This window comes from Streptosporangium sp. NPDC002607, from assembly GCF_053592655.1.
On the sequence record NZ_JBSFWD010000063.1, the window covers coordinates 1 to 25,239 of the forward strand.

Annotated in this window: 22 protein-coding genes; 12 read left to right on the forward strand and 10 right to left on the reverse strand. The window is 71.3% G+C overall.

Going from position 1 to position 25,239, the window contains the following annotated elements; genetic code table 11:
* Positions 1 to 104 precede the first annotated feature (104 nt).
* From ACWD3H_RS40945 to ACWD3H_RS40955, 3 genes are all read right to left on the reverse strand, one after another.
* Positions 105 to 599: a hypothetical protein gene (locus ACWD3H_RS40945; protein WP_451958857.1), complete on the reverse strand. Its 495-nt coding sequence runs from the start codon at positions 597 to 599 to the stop codon at positions 105 to 107.
* Between the two features lie 121 nt (positions 600 to 720).
* Positions 721 to 2,946: a cytochrome P450/oxidoreductase gene (locus ACWD3H_RS40950; RefSeq protein ID WP_451958858.1), complete on the reverse strand. Its 2,226-nt coding sequence runs from the start codon at positions 2,944 to 2,946 to the stop codon at positions 721 to 723.
* Positions 2,947 to 3,101: 155 nt separating this feature from the next.
* Positions 3,102 to 4,184 (reverse strand): NAD(P)-dependent alcohol dehydrogenase, encoded by a 1,083-nt coding sequence (locus ACWD3H_RS40955; RefSeq protein WP_451958859.1) that lies wholly within the window; start codon positions 4,182 to 4,184, stop codon positions 3,102 to 3,104.
* 75 nt (positions 4,185 to 4,259) lie between these two features.
* On the opposite strand from ACWD3H_RS40955, the gene ACWD3H_RS40960 reads away from it, so the two are divergent.
* The 10 genes from ACWD3H_RS40960 (at position 4,260) to ACWD3H_RS41005 (ending at position 14,938) form a co-directional block, all read left to right on the forward strand.
* Positions 4,260 to 5,729, forward strand: coding sequence for an aldehyde dehydrogenase family protein (locus tag ACWD3H_RS40960; RefSeq protein WP_355566804.1), 1,470 nt, complete (start codon positions 4,260 to 4,262; stop codon positions 5,727 to 5,729).
* 258 nt (positions 5,730 to 5,987) lie between these two features.
* Positions 5,988 to 6,974: a zinc-binding dehydrogenase gene (locus ACWD3H_RS40965; RefSeq protein WP_355566807.1), complete on the forward strand. Its 987-nt coding sequence runs from the start codon at positions 5,988 to 5,990 to the stop codon at positions 6,972 to 6,974.
* The gene (locus tag ACWD3H_RS40970) at positions 6,971 to 8,410 is read left to right on the forward strand and encodes an amidohydrolase family protein (RefSeq protein WP_451958860.1); all 1,440 of its coding nucleotides are present in this window, start codon (positions 6,971 to 6,973) and stop codon (positions 8,408 to 8,410) included. Before ACWD3H_RS40965 ends, ACWD3H_RS40970 begins: the two co-directional genes overlap by 4 nt.
* Positions 8,407 to 9,075 (forward strand): flavin reductase family protein, encoded by a 669-nt coding sequence (locus tag ACWD3H_RS40975; protein ID WP_355566813.1) that lies wholly within the window; start codon positions 8,407 to 8,409, stop codon positions 9,073 to 9,075. Before ACWD3H_RS40970 ends, ACWD3H_RS40975 begins: the two co-directional genes overlap by 4 nt.
* Before the next feature lie 118 nt (positions 9,076 to 9,193).
* A complete protein-coding gene (locus ACWD3H_RS40980; protein ID WP_355566816.1) occupies positions 9,194 to 10,303 on the forward strand; it encodes a BMP family ABC transporter substrate-binding protein in 1,110 nt (369 codons plus the stop codon).
* Position 10,304: 1 nt separating this feature from the next.
* Positions 10,305 to 11,888, forward strand: a complete 1,584-nt coding sequence (locus ACWD3H_RS40985) for an ABC transporter ATP-binding protein (RefSeq protein ID WP_355566819.1) — start codon at positions 10,305 to 10,307, stop codon at positions 11,886 to 11,888.
* Entirely contained in the window at positions 11,885 to 13,117 is a 1,233-nt protein-coding gene (locus ACWD3H_RS40990) for an ABC transporter permease (protein ID WP_355566822.1), read from the forward strand. The genes ACWD3H_RS40985 and ACWD3H_RS40990 overlap by 4 nt, the downstream gene beginning before the upstream one ends.
* Complete coding sequence (locus tag ACWD3H_RS40995; protein WP_350928600.1) at positions 13,114 to 14,028, forward strand: ABC transporter permease; 915 nt, start codon at positions 13,114 to 13,116, stop codon at positions 14,026 to 14,028. Before ACWD3H_RS40990 ends, ACWD3H_RS40995 begins: the two co-directional genes overlap by 4 nt.
* A 59-nt stretch (positions 14,029 to 14,087) precedes the next feature.
* On the forward strand, positions 14,088 to 14,540 hold the full coding sequence (locus ACWD3H_RS41000; RefSeq protein ID WP_350928602.1) for a VOC family protein: 453 nt from the start codon (positions 14,088 to 14,090) through the stop codon (positions 14,538 to 14,540).
* On the forward strand, positions 14,522 to 14,938 hold the full coding sequence (locus tag ACWD3H_RS41005; protein ID WP_355566827.1) for an ester cyclase: 417 nt from the start codon (positions 14,522 to 14,524) through the stop codon (positions 14,936 to 14,938). The genes ACWD3H_RS41000 and ACWD3H_RS41005 overlap by 19 nt, the downstream gene beginning before the upstream one ends.
* Before the next feature lie 203 nt (positions 14,939 to 15,141).
* Here the strand turns inward: ACWD3H_RS41005 and ACWD3H_RS41010 are convergent, their stop codons facing one another.
* The 3 genes from ACWD3H_RS41010 to ACWD3H_RS41020 all read right to left on the reverse strand — a co-directional run bounded on the left by ACWD3H_RS41010 (position 15,142) and on the right by ACWD3H_RS41020 (position 16,948).
* Complete coding sequence (locus tag ACWD3H_RS41010) at positions 15,142 to 16,221, reverse strand: TauD/TfdA family dioxygenase (protein WP_451958861.1); 1,080 nt, start codon at positions 16,219 to 16,221, stop codon at positions 15,142 to 15,144.
* Positions 16,222 to 16,350: 129 nt separating this feature from the next.
* Positions 16,351 to 16,479, reverse strand: coding sequence for a hypothetical protein (locus tag ACWD3H_RS41015; protein ID WP_355630014.1), 129 nt, complete (start codon positions 16,477 to 16,479; stop codon positions 16,351 to 16,353).
* Positions 16,480 to 16,606: 127 nt separating this feature from the next.
* Positions 16,607 to 16,948 carry an ArsR/SmtB family transcription factor gene (locus ACWD3H_RS41020; RefSeq protein WP_350928608.1) on the reverse strand — a complete coding sequence of 114 codons (342 nt, stop codon included), beginning with the start codon at positions 16,946 to 16,948 and terminating at the stop codon, positions 16,607 to 16,609.
* Positions 16,949 to 17,111: 163 nt separating this feature from the next.
* Between ACWD3H_RS41020 and ACWD3H_RS41025 the strand changes: the two genes are divergently transcribed.
* Positions 17,112 to 17,306, forward strand: a complete 195-nt coding sequence (locus ACWD3H_RS41025; RefSeq protein WP_355567776.1) for a DUF1918 domain-containing protein — start codon at positions 17,112 to 17,114, stop codon at positions 17,304 to 17,306.
* Between the two features lie 109 nt (positions 17,307 to 17,415).
* Entirely contained in the window at positions 17,416 to 18,393 is a 978-nt protein-coding gene (locus ACWD3H_RS41030; RefSeq protein ID WP_355567779.1) for an aldo/keto reductase, read from the forward strand.
* A gap of 299 nt (positions 18,394 to 18,692) precedes the next feature.
* Here the strand turns inward: ACWD3H_RS41030 and ACWD3H_RS41035 are convergent, their stop codons facing one another.
* The 4 genes from ACWD3H_RS41035 to ACWD3H_RS41050 all read right to left on the reverse strand — a co-directional run bounded on the left by ACWD3H_RS41035 (position 18,693) and on the right by ACWD3H_RS41050 (position 25,233).
* Positions 18,693 to 20,618 carry a BTAD domain-containing putative transcriptional regulator gene (locus ACWD3H_RS41035; protein ID WP_451958862.1) on the reverse strand — a complete coding sequence of 642 codons (1,926 nt, stop codon included), beginning with the start codon at positions 20,616 to 20,618 and terminating at the stop codon, positions 18,693 to 18,695.
* A 127-nt stretch (positions 20,619 to 20,745) separates the two neighbouring features.
* Positions 20,746 to 21,399 carry a GAF domain-containing protein gene (locus tag ACWD3H_RS41040; protein WP_355567786.1) on the reverse strand — a complete coding sequence of 218 codons (654 nt, stop codon included), beginning with the start codon at positions 21,397 to 21,399 and terminating at the stop codon, positions 20,746 to 20,748.
* Entirely contained in the window at positions 21,383 to 22,219 is an 837-nt protein-coding gene (locus tag ACWD3H_RS41045) for a S8 family peptidase (protein ID WP_355567789.1), read from the reverse strand. The genes ACWD3H_RS41040 and ACWD3H_RS41045 overlap by 17 nt, the downstream gene beginning before the upstream one ends.
* Positions 22,216 to 25,233 carry an adenylate/guanylate cyclase domain-containing protein gene (locus ACWD3H_RS41050; RefSeq protein ID WP_451958863.1) on the reverse strand — a complete coding sequence of 1,006 codons (3,018 nt, stop codon included), beginning with the start codon at positions 25,231 to 25,233 and terminating at the stop codon, positions 22,216 to 22,218. The genes ACWD3H_RS41045 and ACWD3H_RS41050 overlap by 4 nt, the downstream gene beginning before the upstream one ends.
* Positions 25,234 to 25,239: the final 6 nt, after the last annotated feature.

A 25,239-nucleotide genomic window follows, 5' to 3' on the forward strand; every position in this document is an offset into this window, starting at 1 on the left:
AACATCGCCTCACGCGGTGTCACAAGCTGGGCAGTGAGTCACGCTGCCTGACGCGGACCAGACCGTCGAAGCCACCGACGGCGAGGAGCTGCAAGTTCAGTCCTTCAGGGCTGAGAAGCTGACAGTGATTCGACGAACAACTCGGCCTCGCGCTCGCCCATGCCGGTCTCGCCGCGCACCAGATAGACCGCCTGCTCGGCGCGGCCGGCGGCCTTGAGCTCGCGCACGCGGGTGGCCAGGTCGGGGCCCGCGGCACCGGGGTGCGGCAGAGCGGTGGGTTGGGCGGGCTTGAACCGGGTCATGGCGGGGTGGCTCCACAGGTCGTGTCCCATGGCCACGCCGTCGACGGTCACCTTGGCGTCCCGCAGGCTGAGCCCGGTGTGGCGGCGCAGCTCCTTGATCGCCTCGATCCTGCGTCCCGTGCGGACCAGGCCGGTGACGAGCTCATGCAGCCCCTGCGGGGTAGGCATGGGCGTCGGCACGGGCATGGGCACTTGGTTGCCCTTCCTGGCGGCCATGACGACCCCGATGACGATCACCAGGATCACCGCCAACAGGATGGCGACGATCAGCAGCTCCACGGGTCCGATGTTCGGCATGTGCGGCATCGTATGACGGATCCGCGCGAGCGGTACAGGTGCGAGGGGCGGAGGCGGGGCACCCGTGGGCGGATTCCCCCTCCGCCCCCGCTCCTCGCTTCCTGCGAGTCTCGCCGGACCGTCAGAGGTCCAGGACCAGGCGGGGTGACGACGAGCGGCCGACGCAGATCATCATTGTCCGGCCCGCCTCCCGCTCCTCGGCGGTCAGCAGCGAGTCGCGGTGCTCGGGCGTTCCCGCGAGCACCCGGGTCTCGCAGGCGCCGCAGTATCCCTTCTCACAGTCGTAGGAGAGGCCGGGGGCGACCTCGCGGATCGCCTCGATGAGGCGCTGGTCGGGCTCGACCCGCACGGTCCGCCCCGTCCGGGCGAGGTGGACGTCGAAGGCGGTGTTGGCCGCCGGGTCGAAGAGCACCTCCGGGGCGTCCCCGGCGGTGAAGCGCTCGACGTGCAGCCGGTCGCCGATGCCCAGGCGCTCGCAGACCCGCTCAACGGCCTCGATCATCCCGGACGGGCCGCAGCAGTAGATCGCGGTGGCCGGCCCCGCCGAGGCCAGGATCGCGTCCAGGTCGGGAAGGCCGAACTCGTCCTGTGGCACGAGTTCGGCGCGCTCGCCCGCGCACTCCACCAGTTCGTCGCCGAAGGCCATGGACGCGCGGGATCTCCCGCCGTAGACGGCGCGCAGGGGGCTGCCCCGGCGGGCGGCGGCGCGGACCATGGCCAGGATCGGGGTGATGCCGATACCCCCGGCGACGAACAGGTAGTCCTCGGCGGCCACCAGCGGGAAGTGGTTGCGCGGTCCCCGTACGCCGACGGTGACACCCTCACGGGCGATCTCGTGCATCTCGGCCGAGCCGCCGCGGCCGTTCTCCTCGCGCAGCACCGCCACCCGGTAGCTGTCTCGCTGCCCGGGGTCGCCGCACAGGGAGTACTGCCGGACGCGGCCCGACGGCAGGCGGAACTCCAGGTGCGCGCCGGGCTCCCAGGCGGGCAGTTCGCCGCCGCCCGCCCTGGCCAGGGTCAGCGCCAGCACACCGTCGGCGACCGGCTCGGTCCGGGTGACGACCGCCTCGAAGGAGGCGGCCTTGTTGAAAGGAGAGGTGAAGGCCGGCTGGGTGCCGGGCGCGGATCCGGCACCCAGCCGGGGTCCCGGTGGGAAGATCGCGGGGATCGCGTCCCAGCCGGACTGGTTCCCCCGCGTGGGGTAGGCGACGAGCCCGTCTTCGAGCACCTGGAATTCGGGCAGCCTGGTCAGCACCTGGGTGATCATCTCGCGGAACATGGCGCGGGCCAGGTGAGCGCCGGCGCAGCGGTGCGTGCCGATGCCGAAGCTGAGGTGCCTGGTGGCGTCCCGGTCCAGGCGCACCTCGGCGGGGTCGGGGAAGACGGCCGGATCGTGGTTGGCGGCGACCCACGGGATCAGCACGCGCTCGCCGGCCCGTACCGGGCACCCGCCGATCTCGGTGTCGGCGCGTACGGTGCGCGCCATGGACTGCGAGGGGGCGAACGCCCGGAGGAACTCCTCGGTGGCCGTGTCGAGCAGGTCGGGCGACTCGATCAGGCGGCGCCGCTGCTCGGGGTGGCGGCTCAGATGCACGAGGACGCTGCCGGTCAGCGATGTGGTGGTGTCGACACCGCCCGCGATGAGCAGCCCGATCACCGACACCAGTTCGTCCTCGCCGTACGGGGTGCCGTCGGGACGGTGCTGTGCGGCCAGGACGCTCGTCGCGTCCGAGGCGGGTTCGGCCCGGCGTAGCCGGATGATCTCGCGGATCCGCCGTTCCATGTAGGCGAGGCCCTCGGCGCCCCTGCGGGCCCGGTCGCTGTCGGCGGGCGCGGCGAAGATGTCGTGGATCGGCCCGGCCAGCCGGGCCCAGTCCTCCTCGGGGAAGCCCAGCCAGTCCAGGGTGACCGCGGCGGGCAGCGGATTGGTCAGATCACGGACGAAGTCGGCCGAGCCGTGCTCGATGAACGCGTCGACGACGCGCGTGGCGTGCCTGGCGATCATCGGCCGCAGCCGGTCGACGGCGTCCGGGGTGAGCAGGGGGTTGATCAGGTCGCGGTACTCGGTGGCCTGTGGAGGGTCCAACTCGATCGGGTACTGTTCCAGGCCAGGCCCGCTGGGGATGACGATCGCGACCCGGTCCTCGCCCGAGGAGGCCCTGGAGGAGGAGAAGGTGTCGTCGTCGCGGGCGATCCTGGTCACGTCCGCGTAGCGGGTCGTGTAGACGAAGCCGCCGTGGGCCGGGGTCCGGCCGACCGGGCACTGCTCGCGAAAGGAGTCGTAGTAGGTGACCGGGTCCGCGGTGCACGCCGCGGAGTGGTGGTCGAAGTCAACCTGCTGGGTCATGGCGCACAGGCCCCATATCCATACGAACGATGCGCGGTGTTGCCCAGCCGCGCCACTGGGTGTCTGGGTGCCGGAAGTCTACTCACGTGCGGATCACGAGACAATGTCTCGCATATCGCAGCGATGTCACACGGTCTCCGGCGAGGACCGGGAGCTCAGAAGGTCAGGACGGCCTTCGCGGTCCTACCGGCGCGCAGGTCGGCGATCGCCTCGTTGATCCGCTCGAAGGGGTAGGACGTCATCATCCTGTCCACCGGGAAGCGTCCCGCGACGTACAGATCCAGCAGCCTGGGCAGGAACACCTGGGGGAGGCTGCTGCCGCCGATGATTCCGGTGACGGTGCGCCCGTTGAGGATACTGCGCCAGTCGAAGCTCATCTCCTGGCTGGGGCCGACGCCGATCACGCCGCACCGGCCGAGCGGGCCGAGCGCCTCGACGGCGGTGCGCAGCACGTCCTGGCGGCCGGTGGTGTCGATGACGAAGTCGAAGCCGTGCGGTGCGATCTCGCGCAGCGCCTCGGCCGAGTCGGAGACGGAGGAGTCGACCGTGTGCGTCGCGCCGTAGGAGCGGGCGGCCTCCAGCTTGGCGGCGTTGACGTCGACCGCCGCGACGACCGAGCAGCCGCTGATCGCCGCCGCGATGATCGCCGCGACCCCCACCGCGCCGGCCCCGAAGACGGCGATCGAGGAGCCGGGGGACGGGCGCAGCACGTTGAACACCCCACCCGCGCCGGTCTGCAGGCCGCAGCCGAACGGGCCGACATGGGTCAGGTCGATGCTCCTGTCAATGGGGACGACGGCGCGCTCGGTCGCCACGACGTGCGTGGCGAAGGACGACTGCCCGAGGAAGTGGCCGTTGACCGGCGCGCCGTCCAGGGAGAGCGCCGAGGAGCCGTCGGGCCGCCTGCCGCCGAAGTTGAGGGCGTCGAAGCTCCGGCAGTAGGCGGGGGACCCGGTCAGGCAGAGGGAGCAGGCGCCGCAGGAGGTGAAGCTCATCGCCACGTGGTCACCGGGGGCCACCGAGGTCACCCGCGAGCCGACCCGCTCCACGACCCCGGCGCCCTCGTGGCCGAGCACCGCGGGGGTGGGGAAGAAGGTGGCGAACTCCAGGTCGGTACCGCAGATGCCGGTGCTGCTCACCCGGACCAGCACCTCGTCGGGACGGGGCTCTTCGAGTTCTGTCTCCCGGAGGGCGAAGGACCCTCCGGAGGCCTCCAGAACGGCGGCGGTGATACGCACGGATCCTCCACAGCTATTTTCATAAAACGAGATGGCATCTTGACATGCAGAACAAGGGGGGTCAAGGATTCCGACATGGCCGAACTTGTGATCCCTTCCGCCCAGCAACTGATCGACGGAGAGTGGGCAGCCGCTCGTGACGCCGGCGAGCTCGACATCGCCGACCCCGCCACCGGCCAGACCATCCAGACGGTGGCCTGCGCGGGCCGAGCGGACGTGGACGACGCCGTGCAGGCCGCCCGGCGGGCCTTCCCCGGCTGGGCCGCGACCTCGGCCTCCGAGCGCGGCAGGCTGCTGCGCCGCTGGTCGGAGCTGATCGGGGAGCATGTCGAGGACCTCGCCCGCTTCGAGGCCCGAGACGTCGGCAAGCCGCTGTCGGGTGGCCGGATGAACATCTTCATCACCCAGGGCATCATCGAGTACTTCGCGGGCGCCGCCGACAAGCTGACCGGCGTGACTCTTCCCACCCGCACCCCCGACTACCTTGGCTACACCCTGCAGGAGCCGTACGGCGTCTGCGCGGTCATCATCCCTTGGAACGTTCCGGCAGTGCTCACCGCGGCCAACGTGGCCCCCGCGCTGGCCGCGGGCAACACGGTGGTGCTCAAGCCCTCGGAGGTGGCGCCGCTGGCGCCGTTCGCGCTGGCGGAGCTGGCGCGGCGGGCCGGTTTCCCACCGGGCGTGCTCAACGTGCTCGCCGGAGTCGGCGCCGACGCCGGTGCCGCGCTCACCTCACACCCCGGTGTGAACCACATCAGTTTCGTCGGCTCCACGACCACCGGCCGTGCGATCATGCGGGCCGCGGCGGACAACCTGGTCCCGGTCAAGCTGGAGCTGGGCGGCAAGTCGCCCAACGTGCTCTTCGCCGACGCCGATCTCGACGTGGCGATCCCGGCGATCGTGGGCTCCATCACCGAGAACGCCGGGCAGAACTGCTACGCGGGGTCGAGGCTGCTCGTCGAGGCGTCCATCAGGGACGAGGTCGTGGAGCGGGTGGCGGAGTCGATGCGCGCCGTGCGGATCGGCCCGTGGGACGCCGACCTCGACATGGGGCCGCTGGTCAACGAGGCGCAGTACCGCCGGGTGCTCGGCTTCCTGGAGAGTGCCCCCGCAGAAGGCGCCCGCCTGGTCACCGGGGGTGGCCCCGCGCAGCGGGCGGACGGCGGCTGGTTCGTCCAGCCGTCGCTCTTCGACGGCGTGGACCCGCGCTCCCGGCTGTCCAGGGAGGAGGTGTTCGGCCCGGTGCTCGCGGTGCAGGAGTTCTCCGGCGCCCGGCAGGCGGTGGAGATGATGAACGACACCGACTTCGGCCTGCTGGCGTGCATCTGGACGAGCGACGTCTCCCGGGCGCTGCGCCTGGCCCAGGAGGTGCGCTCGGGGCAGGTCTCGGTCAACCAGTTCGCCGACGCCGGGGTCATCGGCTTCCCCTTCAACATGCAGAGGGACAGCGGCTTCAGCCGTGGCGGCGGATACGCCGCCATGCGGGAGTACACGCAGGAGAAGGCTGTCGCGGTACGCCTGCTCGACCGGTCGCCCGTGGAATGAACGTGGCAGTGACGGAGCGGCTGTTAAATGGCAGCGTTCCAACCTGCACATATTCACGCCACGCGGCACGCATGTAACAAGCATGTGACGCGCGGGGCAGTTGGCTCCGGAGGCATTGACACGCCTATCGGAGCGGCGGCAGAGTACGACGCATTGCGGGCGATGAATCACAATGCGAGATGCCATCGTGAATAACGATCGCTTGGAGGGTTAGAGTTGCGAGCACTGGTCCAGACGGCCTTCGGAGGTCCGGAGGCGGTGAGCGTTCAACGGGTCGCCGACCCCGAGCCCGGTCCGCTCGACGTGGTCGTCCGGGTCGGCGTCTGCGCCCTCAACCGGCTCGACCTGCTCCAGCGGCGCGGCCCCGGGGTGCTCCCCGGCTTCAGCCTGCCGCACATCGCCGGCATGGACATCGCCGGCCACGTGGCGGCGATCGGATCGGCGGTCACCGGCCTGACGGTCGGAGACCGGGTCGTGGTCGATCCTACGGTGGGCTGCGGATCGTGCCCGCACTGCCTGGCCGGTGACCGCGGCCACTGCGCCCGGCTGCGGGTCATCGGCGGGAACATGCCGGGCGGCTACGCCGAGTTCGTGGCGGTCCCCGCCAACCTGGCACACCCGGTGCCGGACCACGTCGACCTCGACGAGGCCGCGGCGCTGCCCACCCCGTGGAGCACCGCCTGGAACGCCACCTACGCCGTCGGGAAGGTGACCGCCGGCGACTGCGTGGTGATCCAGGGCGCCGCCGGCTCTGTCAGCATCGCCGCGATCCAGCTGGCCAAGCGGGCCGGTGCCCGGGTGGTGGCCGTGGCCGGAAGCGACGAGAAGCTCGCCGTCGCGGCCGGGCTCGGTGCCGACCTGCTGCTGCGCAACGACGCCCCGATAGCCGACGCGGTCCGCGACCACACGGGCGGCAGGGGCGCCGACGTCGTCCTCGATCACGTGGGCGCCGCCACCTGGCGGCACTCCCTGAGCTGCCTGCGGATCGGCGGCAGGCTGGTGACCTTCGGCAACACCAGCGGCGACCAGGTCTCCCTCTCCCTCGCCGAGATCTACCACCGAGGGCTCCGCCTGCTGGGCGCCGGCGCCTACACCCCGGCTGACTTCACCGCCATGCTCGACGCGTACTTCGCGGGAGGCATGCGCACCCTCCGCGCCGCCGAGTGCGGCCTGGAAGACCTGCACGAGAGCTTCGGGCTGGAGCGCTCGCGCGATCTGGTCGGCAGAGTGCTGGTGCGGCCATGACAGGGGAGCGGGCAGCGCAGCCGGATCGAGCGGGGCATGACGCCGCTCTGCTGATCGTCGGCGGGGACGTGGTGACGATGTCGCCGCGTCGCGAGGTGGTCACCGGCGCCACCGTCGCCGTCGCCGACGGGCGCATCGCCGCGATCGGTCCCGCCGCCACCCTGCGGAAGGACTTCCCCGGCGCGGCCGAACTCGACGCGGGCGGCTGCGTCGTCATCCCGGGCCTGGTCAACGCCCACCAGCACACCACCGCCGACCCGCTGGTGCGCAGCATGATCCCGGACGACATCGACTCCCAGGAGTCGATCTTCGACTGGATCGTCCCGCTGCACGGCAAGGTCACCGGCGACGACGACGAGCTGTCCGCCACCCTGACCGCCGCCGAGTCGCTCCTGCGCGGGGTCACCACCATCCTGGAGCCGGGCACCGTCGCCCACCCGCTGCGGGTGGCGGCGGGGCTCCGGGCGGCCGGCATCCGCGGCCGGGTCGGCCGGTGGGGCTGGGACGTGCCCGGCGCCCTGCACGCGCTGCCCGCGGCCGAGACCCTGGCCCTGCAGGAGGAGACGGTACGCGCGCTGCCGCCAGGCGGGACCGTCACCGGCTGGGTCACCCTGGTGGGGCACGATCTGGCGAGCGACGAGTTGTTCACCGGCGCCGCCGAGCTGGCCGAGCGGCTGGATGTCGGTCTCACCTGGCACATCTCGCCGGGCGAGGCGGACGTCCACGCCTACGCGCGGCGCGCGGGCAGGCGGCCGGTGCTCCACTTCGGGCAGCTGGGCGTGCTGGGCCCGAGGCTGGTGCTCGGCCACGCCGTCTGGCTCGACGACGCGGAGCTGGACGCCCTCGTCGAGACGCGGACCGCGGTGGCATCCTGCCCCGGGGCCTACCTGCGCCTCGGCCAGGGCTACACCCGCGCCGGCCGGCACGCCGAGCTCGTACGCCGAGGCGGCAGGGTCGCCCTGGGCTGTGACTCCCACAACGCGGGCGACGTGCCCGATCTGCTGCGTGCCGCGTGGCTGCTGACCGCGCTGGAGCGCGACCGCGACGTGCGGCCCGTCCTCCGCGCCGACCAGGCGTTCGCGCTGGCCACGATCGACGGCGCCGCCGCGGTGGGCCTGGGCGACCTCGTCGGCTCGATCGAGGTCGGCAAGGCCGCGGACCTCGTGGTCCTGGACACCGGGGACCCTGTCTGGGCCCCGCGCGGTGACCTCGCGACCCACCTCGTCTGGGGCGCCCCGAGCCACACGGTCCGGGACGTCCTCGTCGACGGTCAGGTGGTCGTGCGCGACCGCCGGATCACCACCGTCGATCTCGAAGCCCTGTCGGAGGAGGCGCAGGCACGGTCCGCCGCGCTGCTCCGCAGGACCGGAATCGACGTTCCCCACCGCTGGCAGGCCCTGTCGGCGGAAGAATACATCCAAGGAGTACGCGGATGAGGATCATCGATCTCGCAGACAGGACGCCGGCGCAGAAGCAGGGACTGCTCTCCCAGCTCGTCGTGCCGCGCCCGATCGCGATGATCACCACGCTGGACGCCAAGGGCGGCGTGAACGTCGCCCCGTTCAGCTACTACATGCCGGTCTCCGGAGAACCCCCGCTCGTCGCGGTCACGGTGGGCTCGGTCAGGGAGGCGACAGACGAACCCAAGGACAGCTGGGTGAATCTGAACGCCTCGGGCGAGTTCGTGATCAACGTGACCACGACCGCCCTGGCCGATCACATCGAGACGGTGGCCAGGGAGTATCCGGCCGGCGTCGACGAGGCCGGCCTCGTCGGCTGGCGGACCGTGCCGTCGCAGGTCGTCCGGCCCCCGTCGCTGGCCGACAGCCCGGCGCACCTGGAGTGCCGGGTGCGCGAGGTCATCGACCGGGGGGACTCCTCCTCCTGCTTCTCGGGCGTGCACATCGTGCTGGCCGAGGTGGTCTGCATAACGGTGGACGAGTCGATCATGGCGTCTCCCACCAGGATCGACCCGACCAAGGTGCACGCGGTCGGCAGGATGGGCTTTCCCTGGTTCGTCGCGGCGTCGCCGGAGTCGATTTTCAGCCAGGACCGCATCGCCTACGCCGATCTGCCGGGTGGCGAGGAGGTGCTCGCCTGACCCATCGCGCAGGCAGGGGAGGGGCTCCGCTAAAGCCCGCACCCCGCCGGCGACCAAGATTCATCCCCCACTCGCGCACCGTGGGCGGTGCGCGAGCATTCAGATCGAGAGGATCGTCATGGCCGCATACTATCGAAGGGGCCGGGCCACGGCCGCACTGACCGCCTGCCTGAGCGCGCTGGCGCTCGCCGGGTGCGCGAGCAACGATGCCACCGCGCCCCAGGCCACGGCCCCCGCCCCGGCCGACGCGAGCGCGAAGACCGAGGGCGGCAACGTGCTGCCGGGTCAGCCGGACATCAACGGCGACGGCAAGGTCGTCATCGGGGTGCTGAGCCCGGGTGACATCAACGACAAGGGCTACTACCAGAGCTTCGTCGACACGGCGGACGCGTTCGCCGCGGAGAAGGGCTGGACGATCATCAAGCGCGGCAGCGTCAACACCAGCGAGGCGCTCAACGCCGCGCGGGCGCTCTGCCAGCAGAAGGTCGACATGGTGGCCCTCGGCGCCTCGGAGCTCCGGGACGCGATCCCGGCCTCGGAGGAGCCGGTGTGCGCGAACACCGCCTGGTACGTGCCGTCCGCCGACAACATCCTGCAGACCCCGAAGATCATGCTCTCCACCGACCGGGCCGACCAGAGCATGCTGGCCGCGGGGTACGCGGCGGGCCTGATCATGAAGGACAACGGCGACACCAAGGCCGGGTTCGTGACCGGCCCCGAGGCCGACTTCACCGTCACCGCGTCCGCCGCGTTCAAGGCCGGCATCCGGCTGGTGATTCCGGAGGCCACGCTGACGACCACCTACAGCGGAGACCTCAACGACTCCGCCAAGGCCAAGGAGGCCACCCAGGCGCAGATCAGCCAGGGCGCCAAGGTCATCTACCCCTACCTCGGCGGCGCCACCGACGCGGCGGCGGAGCTGGCCAACGCCAACGGGGTCCTCACCCTCACCCCCGGTACCGACCGGTGCGACTCCACCAAGCCCAAGTTCGACATCTCGGTGCTCTTCAGCCCCGGAGACTACTTCAAGGCCGCGCTGGAGGAACTCGCCGCCGCGAAGCTGCAGATGGGCGTGGAGAAGGTCTGGACGCTCGGCGTCGACCCGTTCCCGACCGTCAAGATCTGTAACGGGACCCCCGAGCAGAACGAGAAGCTGAAGGCCTTCATCGCCGACGTCGGTAGCAAGAAGATCGACACCACGGAGACGGTGAAGAGGCTCGGTTCCTGAGATGACAGAGGACGAACGGGCGAGGGAGCTCACCCCGCCATCGGCGCCCGCGCTGCGGCTGCGGGGAATCAGCAAGAGCTACGGTCCGGTCGTCGCCTGCGACGCCGTGGATCTCGCCGTGCACCAGGGCGAGATCCACGGTCTGCTCGGTGAGAACGGGGCCGGAAAGTCGACGCTCATGAAGATCCTGCTGGGCCTCGTCCAGCGGGACGCCGGGACCATCCTGCACCATGACGGGCCCGTCGACATCGGCAGCCCGCAGGAGGCCGTGGCTCTCGGCATCGGCATGGTGCACCAGCACTTCAGCCTGATCAATCCGCTGACGGTCTGGGAGAACGTCATCCTGGGGGACACCGGGAAGATCGACAAGGCCGCCGCCTGTGACCAGGTGCGGGACGTCTCCCAGCGCTACGGCCTGCCGATCGACCCGCTGGCCAGGGTCGAACGGCTCTCCGCGGGCGAGCGGCAGCGGGTCGAGCTGATCAAATGCCTGCGCCGGGATCCGTCGGTGCTCATCCTCGACGAGCCGACGTCCGTGCTGACCCAGGCGGAGTCGGCCGAGCTGTTCGGTGTGCTGCGCCACGTGGTCCGCTCGGAGAACCGTGCGGTCATCCTGATCAGCCACAAGCTGGCGGAGATCACCGCGGCCACCGACCGGGTGACCGTGCTGCGCAAGGGGAGGGTCGTCTTCCAGAGCGCGACCGCGGAGACGGGGCCGCAGGAGCTGGCCCGCCAGATGGTGGGCAGGGAGGTCTCCCTGGGCAGCGAGGCCGCGGCGCTCGGCCTGCTGCCGGTCGATACCCCGCGGACGGGTGAATCCGGAGCGGGTAAAGCGGAGGCCTCGATGGCCGCGCTGCGGCTGCGCGGCCTGACCGTCACCGTCGACGGGGTGCGTGTGCTGTCCGACCTCGACCTGGACGTCGCCCCCGGCGAGATCGTCGGCCTGTACGGGGTCGAGGGCAACGGCCAGTCGAACCTGGGCGACGTGCTGTCCGGGCTCGTCGTCCCGGACGCCGGGTCTGTCGAGATCTCCGGCAGGCAGGTGGACCTGAACCGCCCGGGGGCGCTGCACGCGGCCGGACTCGGCATCGTGCCGGAGGACCGGCACGCATCCGGGGTGGTGCTGGACATGAGCGTCGCCGAGAACCTGGTCATGAAGTCGCTGAACGCCGTGAGCGGCCGCGCGTTCGTCAGCCGCAGGAAGACGCATGAGGTGGCCCGCCGCCTGGCGGCCGAGTTCAACATCGTCACCCCGTCGATGGACACCCCGGTGCGCAGCCTGTCGGGAGGCAACCAGCAGCGGGTCGTGCTCGCCCGTGAGCTCTCGGCGGGACCGCTCGTGCTGGTCGCCGCGCAGCCCACGCACGGGCTGGACGTGGGGGCCATCGAGGACATGTACCGGCGATTGCGCGACGTCGCGTCAGGAGGAGTGGCCGTGCTGCTGATATCCACCGAACTGGAGGAGGTCATGGCGCTCTCCTCCAGGATCGCGGTGATCTCCTCCGGGAAGATCACCGGTGTGCTCTCCACCGGGGAGGCCACGGCCGAGCGGCTCGGGATGCTGGTGGGCGGGGTGGCCGCGTGAACGAAGTCCGCGAGGACCTCCGCCAGGACTCCCCCCAGAAGCCGGGGCGAAAGTCCCATCCGGCTCCCGGCACGGACGACACCTCCGGGCGTCGCCTGCTGGCCTTCCTCACCCCGAGTGCGGGCGGCTGGCAGACCGGCCTGGCGACCGCCGTGGGCGTGCTCGTGGCGCTCTCCCTGTCGTCACTGCTGATCGCCGTCACCGGGGGATCTCCCCTGGCGTCGGTGCAGGCCCTCTTCCAGGGCAGCATGGCCAACTGGACGGCCTGGACCTCCACGCTGCTGTACGCGGCACCGCTGCTGCTGGTCGCCGTGGGCGCCTGCGTCAGCGCCCGATCGGGCACGTTCAACATCGGCCAGGAGGGCCAGGTGCTGATCGGCGCCCTCTTCGGGGCCTGGGTCGGCCTGCGCCTGGCGGTCCCGGGGCCGCTGCTGCTGGTGATCGTCCTGTTGACCGCCTCGCTGGCGGGCGGCGCCTGGGCGGCCCTCAGCGCGCTGATGTACCGGATCCGCGGCGTCAACATCGTGGTCAGCACGCTCCTGATGATCTTCATCGCCCAGCAGGTCGTCGCGTTCGCGGTGAACACGCCGTGGCTGCTGCAGGAGTCGCGGATCGGGGATGCCATCGTCTCGCCGCAGTCCAACCCGCTGCCGGCCGGCGCGCTGCTCGGCTCGATCGGTGAGTACCCCAACCTTCAGGTCAACGGGGGCCTGCTGCTGGCGCTGGTCGGCGCCGTGGTGGTCGCGGTGGCGCTCGCCCGCACCCGGTGGGGGTTCCGGCTCACCATGCTCGGCCTCAACCCGCTCGCCGCCAAGCACGCGGGGGTGCGCGTCAACGCGCTGGGCGGTATGGCGCTGGCCATCTCCGGCGCCTTCGCCGGCCTGGCCGGGGCCGTGCTGCTGGCCAGCCCGGTGGGAGTCAACCGGCTTCAGCCGGGCATAGCGATGAACATCGGCTGGGACGGCATGCTGGTGGCCCTGGTCGCGCGTAACCGGCCGCTGCTGACCGTACCCGTCGCCCTGCTCTTCGGCGTGCTGCGTTCCGGCGGCGGCTTCCTCGCCGCGACCGGTGTGCCCCCGTTCCTCGTGGACGTGGTCAAGGCCCTGCTGGTGCTGGCCTTCGTCGCTCCGCCCGTCATCGTCGCCATGATCCGGCGTCGCAGGGCCGGTGTCCGTACCGCGCGCGCCGAGCACCGGCCCGCGCCCGTCGCAGAGGGGGCCGCGCTGTGATCGCCGTAGACGACATCTCCACCATCCTGTCCAGCGGGATCAGGCTCACCGTTCCGCTGGCCTTCGCGGCGTGCGGGGAGTACCTCGCCGAGCGGGCCGGCGCCATGAACATCTCCGTCGAGGCGATGATGCTGGGCGCCGCGTTCGGCTCGGTCGCCACGGCCAGCGCCACCGGCAGTGCCACCACCGGGCTGGTCGCGGGCGTGCTGATCGGGCTCCTGATCGGGTTCGTGCACGGCAACCTCTCACACCGGCTGGAGATCAACACCTTTGTGATCGGCCTGGTGCTCAACGCCCTCGTGCTCGGGCTGACCAGTTACCTGATCACGGTCAGCTCGTTCGAGTCGCACCAGGTGTCGCAGGTCAGCATCCCCTGGCTGCGCGACATCCCGCTGATCGGCCACCCGCTGTTCGTCGAGCGCTGGCCGGTCTACCTGCTGATCGTCCTCATCCCGCTGACCTGGTGGCTGGTGGAACGCAGCAGGTGGGGCCTGGAGCTGCGAGCGGTCGGCGAGCAGCCCCAGGCCGCCGACGTCACCGGTATCCGGGTCAACCTGCGCCGCCGCCAGGCGCTGCTGTGGTGTGGCGCGCTGGCCGGGCTGGGGGGCGCGTACCTGGCGGTCGGCGAGGTCGGCTCGTTCAACCAGAACATGACCGCCGGGCGCGGGTACATCGTCATCGCGGCGGTGATCTTCGGTGCCTGGCGGCTGCGGCGGACCCTGATCGGCTGCGCGCTCTTCGGCCTGGCCGACGCCATGCGCCTGGCGCTGCCGGCGCTGGGCCTGACGATGAACTCGCAGCTGCTCGTGGTGGCGCCGTACCTGCTCGCGCTGCTGGCGATGCTGCTCTTCGCGAACCAGAACCGTGAACCCAGGGCGCTCGGCCAACCGTTCGAACGGGGATCTACCTGACGACCGGGCCGAGCCCCGATGACCACCCGCAGTGAAACACACGATATTTGGAGGAATCAATGAGTGATCTGACCCAGGCGAGATGGACTCATGTCGCGCTGCCCACCGGCGACCTCGACAAGGCGATCGAGTTCTACACGTCGCTGACGCCGCTGGTGGTCGTCGAGCGGTTCCGCGACGCCGACGGTGAGAGCGCCTGGCTCTCCAACGACAAGCAGGTGGAGACCCCGATGGTCCTGGTGCTCGTCTCGTTCAACAAGGACAAGGGCGGGCAGCTGGGGCTGCTGACGCCGTTCGCGCACATCGGCATCGAGGTGCCCGAGCGCACCGACGTGGACGGCATCGCCGAGCGGGCGCGCGAGCTGGGCTGCCTGCACTGGGAGCCGCGCGACATGCCCGACCCGGTCGGCTACATCTGCGCGCTGAAGGACCCCGACGGCAACGTCATCGAGATCTCCCACAACCAGCAGGTCTTCAACACGGTGCGCAAGCTGTGGGCGAACCCCTCCTGAGCGGACAGCTCACCCGGGCCGCGGTCGCACGGTACGTCGAGGCGCTCAACGCGCACGACGCCGATGCGGTCGCGGCCTGCGTGAGCGAGGACTTCGTCAACGAGCACACCTCGGCTCTGGGGCGGAGCGTGACCGGCAGGCACGGCTACCGCGCCAACCTCACCGGCTTCCTGGCCGACTTCGTGGACCTGCGCTACGAGGTCGAGGATCTCCTCGTCGAGGGCGACCGGGCGTCGCTCGCCTACCGGATGTCGTTCCGGCTGGCCTCGGCGGACGGCAGGCCGGTGGTGGTGCGCGGGGTGTTCAGGTTCCGGGTCGACGCCGACGGTCTGATCGCGCACCGCACCGACTACTGGGACAGCGGCGAGGTACGGCGACAACTCGACACCCAGCCCTAAACCCCCTTTAGGTCGATCAAACCAATAAAGGCTCCCAAAGCATCAGTAAGGGCTTAGGTGGGCCGAAATGACCCTAAGGGCCGCTCGGTGCCGGAACGGGCACCGAGCGGCCCCTGAGGGCTGCTGGGGGGCGTCCGAAGGCCCCGAACGTGAGACGGCCGGTGGGAGAGATCCCACCAGCCGTCTCTTCTGTGTGGCGCGGGTCAGTTGCCCCAGTCCTGGTTGGGCACGACCGCCTCGGCGATGTGGAAGCTGCCGCCCGGCAGCGGCTTCTTGCCCTCCCCGTCACCCCTCGCCTTCACGACGTTCTTGCCGAACCCCTCCACGAGCGGGCGGCCCACGTCGCGCTTGAGCCACAGGCGCAGCAGGTGCCGGCGGCGCTCCGGCTCGGGCCAGTCGACGTAGCTGGTCCGCGAGTGCAGGGCGGCGTAGTTCAGCAGCCACTGGACGTCACCTGGCTGGAAGTCCATGTCGATCGGGAGCCCCTGCTCCTGGGTGATCTCGTCGTAGAGGTGCAGCAGCTCGATCTGCGCCTCGGTGAGCTGCGGCACGCCGGGGTACTTCTGGGCAGAGAAGATCATCGTGCTGCCCGCGTAGGTGCTGAAGACCCCGTCGACGTAGCTGCAGATCGGGGAGACGTAGGTGTTTGAGAGGGCGTCGGGGTCCTGGCCCCGCCAGTCCCAGTGCCAGGGCTCGAACAGCAGGGGAGCGAGGTCGGGGCGGCGGCGCAGGATCTCGTTGTAGATCGTCGTGCCGCTCACCAGGCTGCTGGAGCCGCCCTCCTTGGACGCGCGCAGGCACATCAGCGCCACCACGTCGGAGCTGTCGGAGTGGAAGGGCAGCCGGTCGCGCACCCGCGACGGCAGCGCTCCGGGGTCGTCGAGCGTCTTGTTGGAGGTCGCGATGACGTGGTCGAGCACGTTGCCGAGCTGGTTCTGCTCCATCGGCGTGCCGAGGTGCAGGCCCATCAGGAAGAAGATCGCGCCGGCCAGCGTGTCGCCGTACTCGGCGGTGCGCAGGCCGCGGACCAGGATGAAGCCGCGCCCGGCGTCCATCTGCCGCGCGCACTCCTCGATCATGCCGCGCGCGGCGACGAGCGGGTAGCTCTCCGCGGTCACCTCGCGCAGGTCGGGGTCGTCCTCGACGAACCGGCGGCCGAGGGTTTCCAGCTCCTCACGCTCGGCGTCGTTGAGAAGGTAGATCCACTCGGTCGATCCGGCCAGCTCGTCACCGCGCCAGGCGGAGGGGCCGGTGATGGAGGATGAGGAAAGGTCTGTGGTCATGATGCGCTCCGAGTGCTCGGGGTCGTCTCAGAAAGTGCTCGCCGGGGCGGGACACGTGATCCGGGCGGGAACGCGACGGGAGAGGCCGCACGAACCGGTCGTGCGGCGGAGCCCGCCGCGACGCCAGGGTCAGAAGGGAGTCTGCGGATCCCCGGCGGCGGTACCTGGGCGCAGGCCCTTGCGCGGCGGGCGGATCCGCATCGGATCCCTGAAGCAGGGCAGGCTGGACCCGGAGCCTGGTGCGGCTACCTGGGTCATGGTTCTCTCCTGCGGCTGGTGGTTCTTCCGCCACGCTAGACCGCTCCCAAAGGTTCCGTCAATAGAGATGTCGTCTCGCCCTCCGTTACGCCTGTGCGCCTCTGCGGCCCTCCGGGCGGGGACGGCCTCAGCGGGCCTCTCCGGCGCGGCGCTCCCGCTTTCCCCGTGCGATCTCGGTGCCCAGGGCGTCGAGGCGCTGGGTCCAGAAGTGCCGGTAGCGGTCGAGCCACCTGTCCACCTCCCGCAGCGGGGCGGGGTCGACGGCGTACAGGCGCCGTGTTCCCTGGGCGCGCACGGTCGCGAACCCGTTGTCTCGCAGCACGCGCAGGTGCTGCGAGACGCCGGGCTGGGAGATCCCGAACTCCTCCTGCACCACGGCGCTGATTTCGCCGGCCGCCCGCTCGCCATCGGCGAGCAACTCCAGGATCCGGCGCCGGACGGGGTCACCGAGAACGTCGAGTGCGTGCATGGCCTCACTATCCCAGTGTCGGCTCATATGCGGGAATTCCGCGGCCGACCGAACCGTTCGGCCGCCCCAATGTGCCTCTCACCTGGACGTATGCGCTTTGGGGTGGTGCCATGGGAGGAGAGGGATGCCCGGAGAGCCGGCACCTGTGATCCAGGAGGCCACAGTGAAGGCAACCATAGGTGACAAGCTGATCGTGGAGGGGACCCACAGTGGCGACCCTCGCAAGATCGGGTTCATCGTCGAACTCCATCACCAGGACGGAAGCCCGCCCTACGTGGTCCGCTGGGAGGACGACCAGCACGAGAGCCTCGTTTTTCCTGGGCCTGACGCCCATGTGGTGTCGAAGACACCGGACTAGAAGGCGTTTCGCGCCCGTTTGGTGAGAATTGCCCATGGCGGGGCGGCCGGGACCGCTCCGCCCCGGACACCGGTGATCCCATCGTGCCGCGCGGGCTACGATCGCTGATGTGCAGCAGCGTGAATTGGGTGGAACTGGCAGGCAGATCGGCGTCGTCGGGCTCGGCGCGTGGCAGTTGGGGGCCGACTGGGGTGAGGTCGGCGAGGACGAGGCACTGGCCACCCTCAACGCGGCCGTGGACGCCGGGGTCACCTTCGTCGACACCGCCGACGTGTACGGCGACGGACGGAGCGAGCAGATCGTCTCGCAGTTGATCAAGGACAGGCCCGGGCTGACCGTGGCCACCAAGATGGGCCGCCGTGTCGCCCAGGAGCCGTCCGCCTACACCCTGGACAACTTCCGGGCCTGGACCGACCGCTCCCGGGCCAATCTCGGCGTCGACACCCTCGACCTGGTGCAGTTGCACTGTCCGCCCACCCCGGTCTACTCCTCGGACGAGGTCTTCGACGCCCTCGACACCATCGTGGGAGAGGGCCGCGTGGCCGCCTACGGGGTGAGCGTGGAGACCTGCGAGGAGGCGCTGACCGCGATCGCCCGGCCGAACGTGGCCACCGTTCAGATCATCCTCAACGCCTTCCGGCTCAAGCCGCTGGAGAAGGTGCTCCCGGCGGCGGCCGCCGCCGGGGTCGGCATCATCGCCCGCGTCCCGCTGGCCAGCGGCCTGCTGTCCGGCAAGTACGACGAGTCCACGGTCTTCGCCGCCGACGACCACCGTACCTTCAACCGGCACGGCGAGTCCTTCGACGTCGGCGAGACCTTCTCCGGGGTCGACTACGCCACCGGCCTGGAGGCGGTGCGCCGGCTGGCCCCGCTGGTGCCGCCCCAGATCACCATGGCGCAGTTCGCGCTGCGCTGGATCATCGACCAGCCCGGCGTCTCCGTGGTCATCCCCGGTGCGCGCAACCCGGCCCAGGCCCGTGCCAACGCGGCCGCCGCCGCGTTCGACGCGCTGCCCGAGGCCACTCTCCAGGGTGTGCGGGAGATCTACGACGAGCTGATCCGCCCCCAGGTCCACCAGCGCTGGTGAACCGCCGCGGGTGACGAGGGCCGGGTTCCGCACGGGTGCGGGACCCGGCCCTCGTCGGCAGGTTTTTATGGATCTGTAAACCGGCCGGTTATGCGGGACCGTATCGGGAGTGCCGGATGATATCGGGTTAGCCGGAAAAGCGGAATTCGGGAGGGAGCGGCCGGGATTTTTGGCCGCCGGATGAATTCCCTTTCTCTGGCCGGGAGTTCGCCGGTGGTCCGTTAGGCAAAATAGAGGAAGTCCTTTTATCTGCCCATTCATCGTGTGACGTGCCTTAGCGGGACGGGCGCCGTGCCAGGCTACGCGCGGGCGCGGGCGCGGCGTAGCCGCTCCCCGGCCGCGGTGCGCTGGGGCGCCGACTCCTCCCGCTGCAGCCGCTCCCGTGCGTACAGGCGCAGCCAGTCGGCGATCAGATAGACCGGGGAGGGCCTGGGCTCCGCGGTGACCACATGGGCCTCGGCGAGCCTGTCGGCGACGTCGGCGGCCAGCCGCACGTCCGAGTCGAGCAGCGCGGCCAGATCGTCGGCGGTGAACTCGCCGCTCGGCAGCGCGCCCAGGCGCCGCAGCGAGGTCCACAGTTCGGGGCCGAGGTCGCGCTCGTAGGTGGCCGCGCAGGTGCGCAGTGACAGGTCGTCCACCGACAACTCGTCCAGCAGCGAGTGCTCGTCGGCGAGGCGGTCGGCGAACAGGGAGAGCCTGACGTGACGGTGGGCGGCCAGTCGCGCCCCGGCGATGCGGACGGCGAGCGGAAGGTTGGCGCAGGTGCCGACCACGCGCAGGGCGGCCGCGGGGTCGGCGTCGACGCGCTCGGCACCGGCGGTCCGCCGTAGCAACTCGACGCCTTCCGCAGGGGTGAAGGTCTCCAGCGCCACGTGGTGCGCCGACTCCAGGGCGCTCAGCCGCCTCCTGCTCGTGATCAGCACTCCGTTGTCCCCGGTACCGGGGAGCAGGGGCCGTATCTGCGCCGCGGTGGACGCCTCGTCGAAGATCAGCAGGATGCTGCGCTCGGCCAGCCAGGCCCGGCAGGCGGCGACCCGCTCGCCGGCCCGGCGCGGAGGGTCGCCCTCGAAGCCGCAGGTGCGCAGGATCTCGGCCAGCACATCGGGAATCGAACGCTCCCGGCCGCCCGCCGTGCGCAGCCGTACGAAGAGCTGCCCGTCGCGGAAGCGCTCGCGCAGCAGGTGGGCGGAGTGCACGGCCAGCGCGGTCTTGCCCGCTCCCGCCGGGCCGGAGATCACCACCGGCGGGCTGTGCCGGCGGGCGCGGAAGACGTCGAGGATGTCCTGGACGCTCTCGCGGCGGCCGGTGAAGTCGGCCAGGTCGCGGGGGAGCTGGCTGAGGTGGGCGATCACCTCCTGGCCGTGGCCCGCGGTGGGGTGCGGCCTGATCACGGTCGCGCCGCCGAGGTGTGGCGGGCCCCCGCCCAACGGGCCGTCCAGGGACGGGTCACCCGCGAGGATCGCCCGGTAGAGCCGTTCGAGGACCGGGCTGGGCTGGAGGCCGAGTTCCCGGGCCAGTGTCTGGCGCATGTCCTCGTACTGCGCCAGGGCCTCCGACTGCCGCCCGCAGCGGAACAGCGCGATCATCTGCATGCTGCGCAGCCGTTCCCTGAGCGGGTGGCGCCGGACGTTCTCCTCCAGGGAGCCGATGATGTGCGTGTGGTGTCCGAGGCTGAGCTCCGCCTCGGCCCAGTCCTCGTACACCGACATGCGCTCACTGCGCAGCCGGGAGAGCTCGTCGCTGATCAGCGGCACGTGCGCCATGTCGGGCAGGGGGTCGCCCCGCCAGAGCCGCAGAGCCTCGTGGAGCGGGCCCACCGCCTTGGCGATCTCGCGGTCGCGCAGGTGCTGGCGGCCCCTGCGGGCCAGGGTCTCGTAGACGAGGATGTCGAGCTGCTGGGGACCGAGCCGTAGCTGGTAGCCGGGAGGACGGTAGGCCAGCCGGTCGCGGTCGGCCTCCCCGAGCACGTTCTTGCGCAGCGCGGACACGTAGACCTGGACGTTCTTCAGCGCGGTCCTGGGGGGCTCCTCGCTCCACGCCGCGGTGCTGAGCTGGTCCACCGGGACGATCCTGTTGGCGTGGCAGAGCAGCAGGGACAGGAGCACGCGCTGCTTGAAGGGCCCGAGCGGGACCAGGCTGCCGTCGCGGCGGGCCTCAAGAGGGCCGAGCACGGCGAAGGTGGTCTCTCCCGCCTCCGCCTTCTCGCGCACTACGGTTGCACCCACGGGGGATTCTCCATTGGCTGTCCAGGCGGCTGCGGAAATCTGGCCGGGTTATGTGGAGGCGGGCTCACAGAATTGTCATGATATATGCGCCTATCTATTAGTAAACCGGTGATTTCTGCTGAAGTAGTCAGCTCTGATTGTCAACCAGGAGCTCGTGAAGTGAACCGAGCAGGCGCAGTCCGGCCCGCCGTCTTTCCTCGGTCCCGCCCGCGAGCGCGGAGACGATGGACAGCAGGTCGCCGAACTCGGACCCGGTGCCCTCCAGCACCCGCAGGGCGTGGCGATTGCGCTGCACGATCCGCAGCGCCGCCGACGCCTGCGCGGCGAAGAGCGTCAGCAGGGCCAGCTCGTCGATGGCCGCCCGCGCCTGTGGGTGAGGATCGAGCACCTCCAGCACGCCCAGCGCCTCGTCGTCGTGGACGAGCGGCACCGCCATGAGCCCACCCGGCACGTACGCGGTCGACTCGGCGATGTCGCGGGCGAACACCGTGCTCGTCGACAGGTCGTCGACGATCAGCGCGTCCCCGGCGCTCAGCACCCACCCCGCGATGCCCCGCGTGGCGGGAAAGCGCCGTCCGACGAGCACCTTCTCGCCCTCGCCGGAGACCGCCTCGAAGACGAGGTCCCCGTGCTCCTCGTTCACCAGGAAGATCGAGCTCGCCTTGGCCCCGAAGATCACGCGTGCGGTGTCGACGATCGACTGGAGCAGGAGGCGGTGTTCCGCCTCCGAGCCGGCGACCGCCGCCGAGACGGCCGCGATCATCTCACCGTTCACCATCATTGAGCTTCCTCACATTCTGCGCGGTCAGGTACAGGACGGTCTTCACCTGGAAGGGCGTCAGCCCGGGGTGCTTGCTCAGGATCAGCGCGCAGTGGGCCGCGACGTGAGGGGTCGCGAAGCTGTTCCCGGTGCACCGGGTGCGTCCGCCGCCGGGCCAGGCCACCTCCACGTCGGATCCATGGGCGAAGAACTCCACGGGCGGGCGAGGGTTGTACAGGATCAGCCCGGGATCGGCCCCGGCGTGGCTTCCCACGGAGATCACCGAGGAGAACCGCCAGGGGAAGCTCTCCACCGGCAGGTTGTGCGCGGACGCCACGAGCACCGTACGGCGGAAGTAGGCGAGGTCACCGAGCTCGCGCAGCGGTTCGGCCAGATGCCTCCTGTTGGTCGACAGGCTCAGGCTCACCACGTCGAAGCCCTGCTCGATGGCCCAGCGGAGTCCGGTGACGAAGGCGTCACCGGTTCCCGAGAAGCCCGCTCCCAGCACCTGGACGCTGTGCAGCTCGCACTCGGGCGCGATCGAGCGGATGATCCCGGCGCACGCCGTTCCGTGCCCGCAGGTGTCGGCGGCGTCGCTCTCCCGCACGACGGCCTTACCGTCCGGGCCCGTCACCACGGCATGGGTCGCCTGCACCGGGGCGAGCAGCGGGTGGTCGCGGTCGACCCCGCTGTCCACCACGCAGACCCGCACGCCGCGCCCGGTGGCGCCCTGCCACGCCCACTCCGGGGTGATGGCCGCGTTGCCCGCGGCGGACACGGTGATGTCGGCGAGGTCGTCCTCGGCGCCGAGCCGCCAGGTGAGCTCGGGATGGGCGGTCATCGCCGGCCCGCCAGCGCCAGTGCCCATCCCCTGCCGACCAGGTGCCCCTTGGCCGCGAACTCGGCCATCGCGCCGCGCGCCGCGGCCTCGCTCTCCTGGTGGGCGCCCAGGACGGCGAGGCCGCGGGCGTTGCCGAGCAGCACCGTGGCGCGGCAGGCGGGGGAGTCGGTGCCGCCGGCTTCGCGTACGGCCAGGTCCATGAGCTCCCGGCAGGGCTCCGCGGCGCCCCGGGCGGCGAGCACCTCGGCCTGGATCGCGTGCAGCTCGGCCGTGTTCATCGGGGCGGCCCGGGGTGAGCCCTCCAGGGCCGTGCCCGCCCACAGCTCGGCCCCGGCCAGGTCTCCCCGGCGCAGCAGCGTGCCGGCCAGGTCACGTGAGGCGGTGGCCAGGAGCTGGGTGTCGCCGAGCGCCCCGGCCCTGGCGCATGCCTGGCGGAGCAGGTCCTCGGCGAGGTCCCAGCGTCCGGCCAGCGATTCGACGGCCGCGGAGAAGATCGGCATGAACGCGTCGGCGTAGGCGTGCCGCAGGTCGGTGAGGGAACGCCCGGCCGCCGTGAGGGTGGTCCTGGCCTCGTCGAACCTTCCCCGTGTGGCCAGCAGGACCGCCAGGGGACAGCCGACGACGGCGCGCACGATCCCCCGGCCCCCGCCGTGCCCGGCCAGCAGGTCACGGCACCTGGAGATGGCGACGGGCGCCGGTTCCGGGCCGAGCCAGAGGGAGGCCGCCAGGTTGCCCAGGATGGTGGCGCGCTCCAGCTCGGCGCCGGACCGCGTGGCGTACTCCAGGGCACGCTGCAACATCTCCCTGGTCTCGGCGAACCTGCCACGCCCCTGCGCCTCCTGGGCGACCATGGTCCAGGCCCTGGCCAGTCCGAGGTCGTCGGCGGCGGCCTCGAAGACCGGTATGGCACGGCGCGCGACCTCGGGGGAGCCGGCCGGGTCGAAGTGGCTCAGGTAGAGCGAGGCGTGGGCGGCCACCACCGCGTCCGCGTCGCCGGTCGCGCGCTCCAGCACCTCGGTGAGCAGCAGCCGTCCCCGCTCGACGTCACCCAGGGTGATCTGGGTCTCCGCGACGCGCCCGCTGATCCGCGGCCAGCCGGGGTGGGCCGGCCCCAGCAGCGCGGCCCCCCTGCTGAGCAGGTTCTCCGCCCTGGACAGGTCGCTCCTGCGCAGCGCGAGGGTGCCGGCCTCCGACAGCCGGGCCGCCGCCCCGTCGCGCAGCCGCGCGGTGTGCTCGTCAGGAGGGCCTAGGTCGGCGCGGTGCCGGTATGCCTGCTCCAGGTGCGTGCCGACCGCCTCGTCCCCGCCGTCCCCGGCGGCCAGCCAGCCGGCGAACCGCTCGTGCAGCTCGGCCCGCCGCCGCTTGGCCATGCCGCCGTAGACGACCTCCTGGATGAGGCCGCTGGTGAACCGGAACGTCGCCTCCGTACGATGCTCGACGAAGGACTTGCGCCGGAGCTCCTCCAGCGGAGCGCCGGGCTCGCCGGTCCCCGAGACGGCCCGCAGCTCCCCGGCGGTGAACTCCCTGCCGACCACCGCGGCGCACTCCAGCACCTCCCTGGCCGCGGGACCCAGCCTGTCGACGCGGGCCGCGATGAGAGCGTGTACGGTCAGCGGCAGGCCGTGCGGCTCCCCGCCGTCGCCGAGCATGGCCACGAGCTGCTCCAGATACAGGGGATTGCCCTCGGAGCGGTCGGCGATCCGGTCGAGCAGGGCGCCGTCGTGCGGCGTCACCTCGGCCAGCCCGGAGGCCAGGAGCCGGGAGTCGGCCGGGCCGAGCCGGGGCAGCGCCAGCCGGGAGGCGACCTGCCAGCCGGGCATGCGGTCGAACAGGTCGGAGCGCGTCACGCAGAGCACCATCACCGCCGCCTCGCTCAGCTCCTCGGCCAGCCGGCCGAGCGTGTCGAAGACCGGGCCGCCCGCCCACTGCACGTCGTCCAGCACGATCAGCACGTACGTGGAGCGCCCGAGTCCGGCCAGGACGCTGCGCAGTGCCCAGGAGGTCTCCTGGTGTGAGGGGTTGGGCGTGCCGTCCTTCAGCAGGCCGTCGCGGAGCACGGCGAGGGCCCGCGGGTCGGGCGTGCCCACGGTCACCAGCTCGCGCACCGCGTCCGCCACCCCGAGCAGCGTGCCGCCCGCGCCGTACGGGCGGCAGCGGCCGGAACCGACGAGGACGCCCCGCTGCCCCGCGCGCTCCGCCCACAGCCGTGCCAGCCGGGTCTTGCCCACCCCCGCCTCGCCGTGCAGGGTCACGATGCGGCAGTGGCGGTGCCTGATGATCCCGTCCAGGGTCCGGTCCAGCTCGCGCAGCGGTTCCTGCCTGTCGACGAACGGGATGTCGAACCGCCGGATCACGGCCGGGTCGTCGGAGCGCATCGAGACCAGCCGCCACGCGGTGACCGGATGCCGCTTGCCGCGCAGTGTCAGGGGGCCGGCCGCGGTGCCCACGGCGGAGGGGCCGGCCAGGCGCCAGGTCTCGGGCCCGAGCAGGATCTCTCCGGGCTGGGCGAGCTGCTGGAGCCGGGCGGCGGCGTTCACCGTCTCGCCCGCGACGAGGGCCTGCTCACCGCGGGTGAGGCCAGAGGTGACGACCTCGCCGGTGTTGACGCCGATGCGGACCCTGAGCCGGATCCCGAGATCGTGGTCGAGGTCGTCGTTGAGCCGTTCGAGCGCCGCCCGCATGTCCAGCGCGGCACGGGCGGCACGCAGCGCGTCGTCCTCGTGCAGCTCCGGTACGCCGAAGACGGCCATGACGGCGTCGCCGATGAACTTCTCCACCGTGCCGCCGTGCCAGGCGAGCTGGTCGCGCATGAGCGCGAAGTAGCGGATCAGGACCGCGCGCAGGGACTCGGGGTCGAGGCGCTCGCTCAGCGCGGTGGACTCGGCCAGGTCACAGAAGACCACTGTGACGATCTTGCGCACCTCCACCGGCGCCGGCGCGGCGAGGTGTGTGCCGCACGACGGGCAGAACCGGGGGTGTCCCGGCGTCTCGGCCAGGCAGGAAGGGCACCGCATGATCAT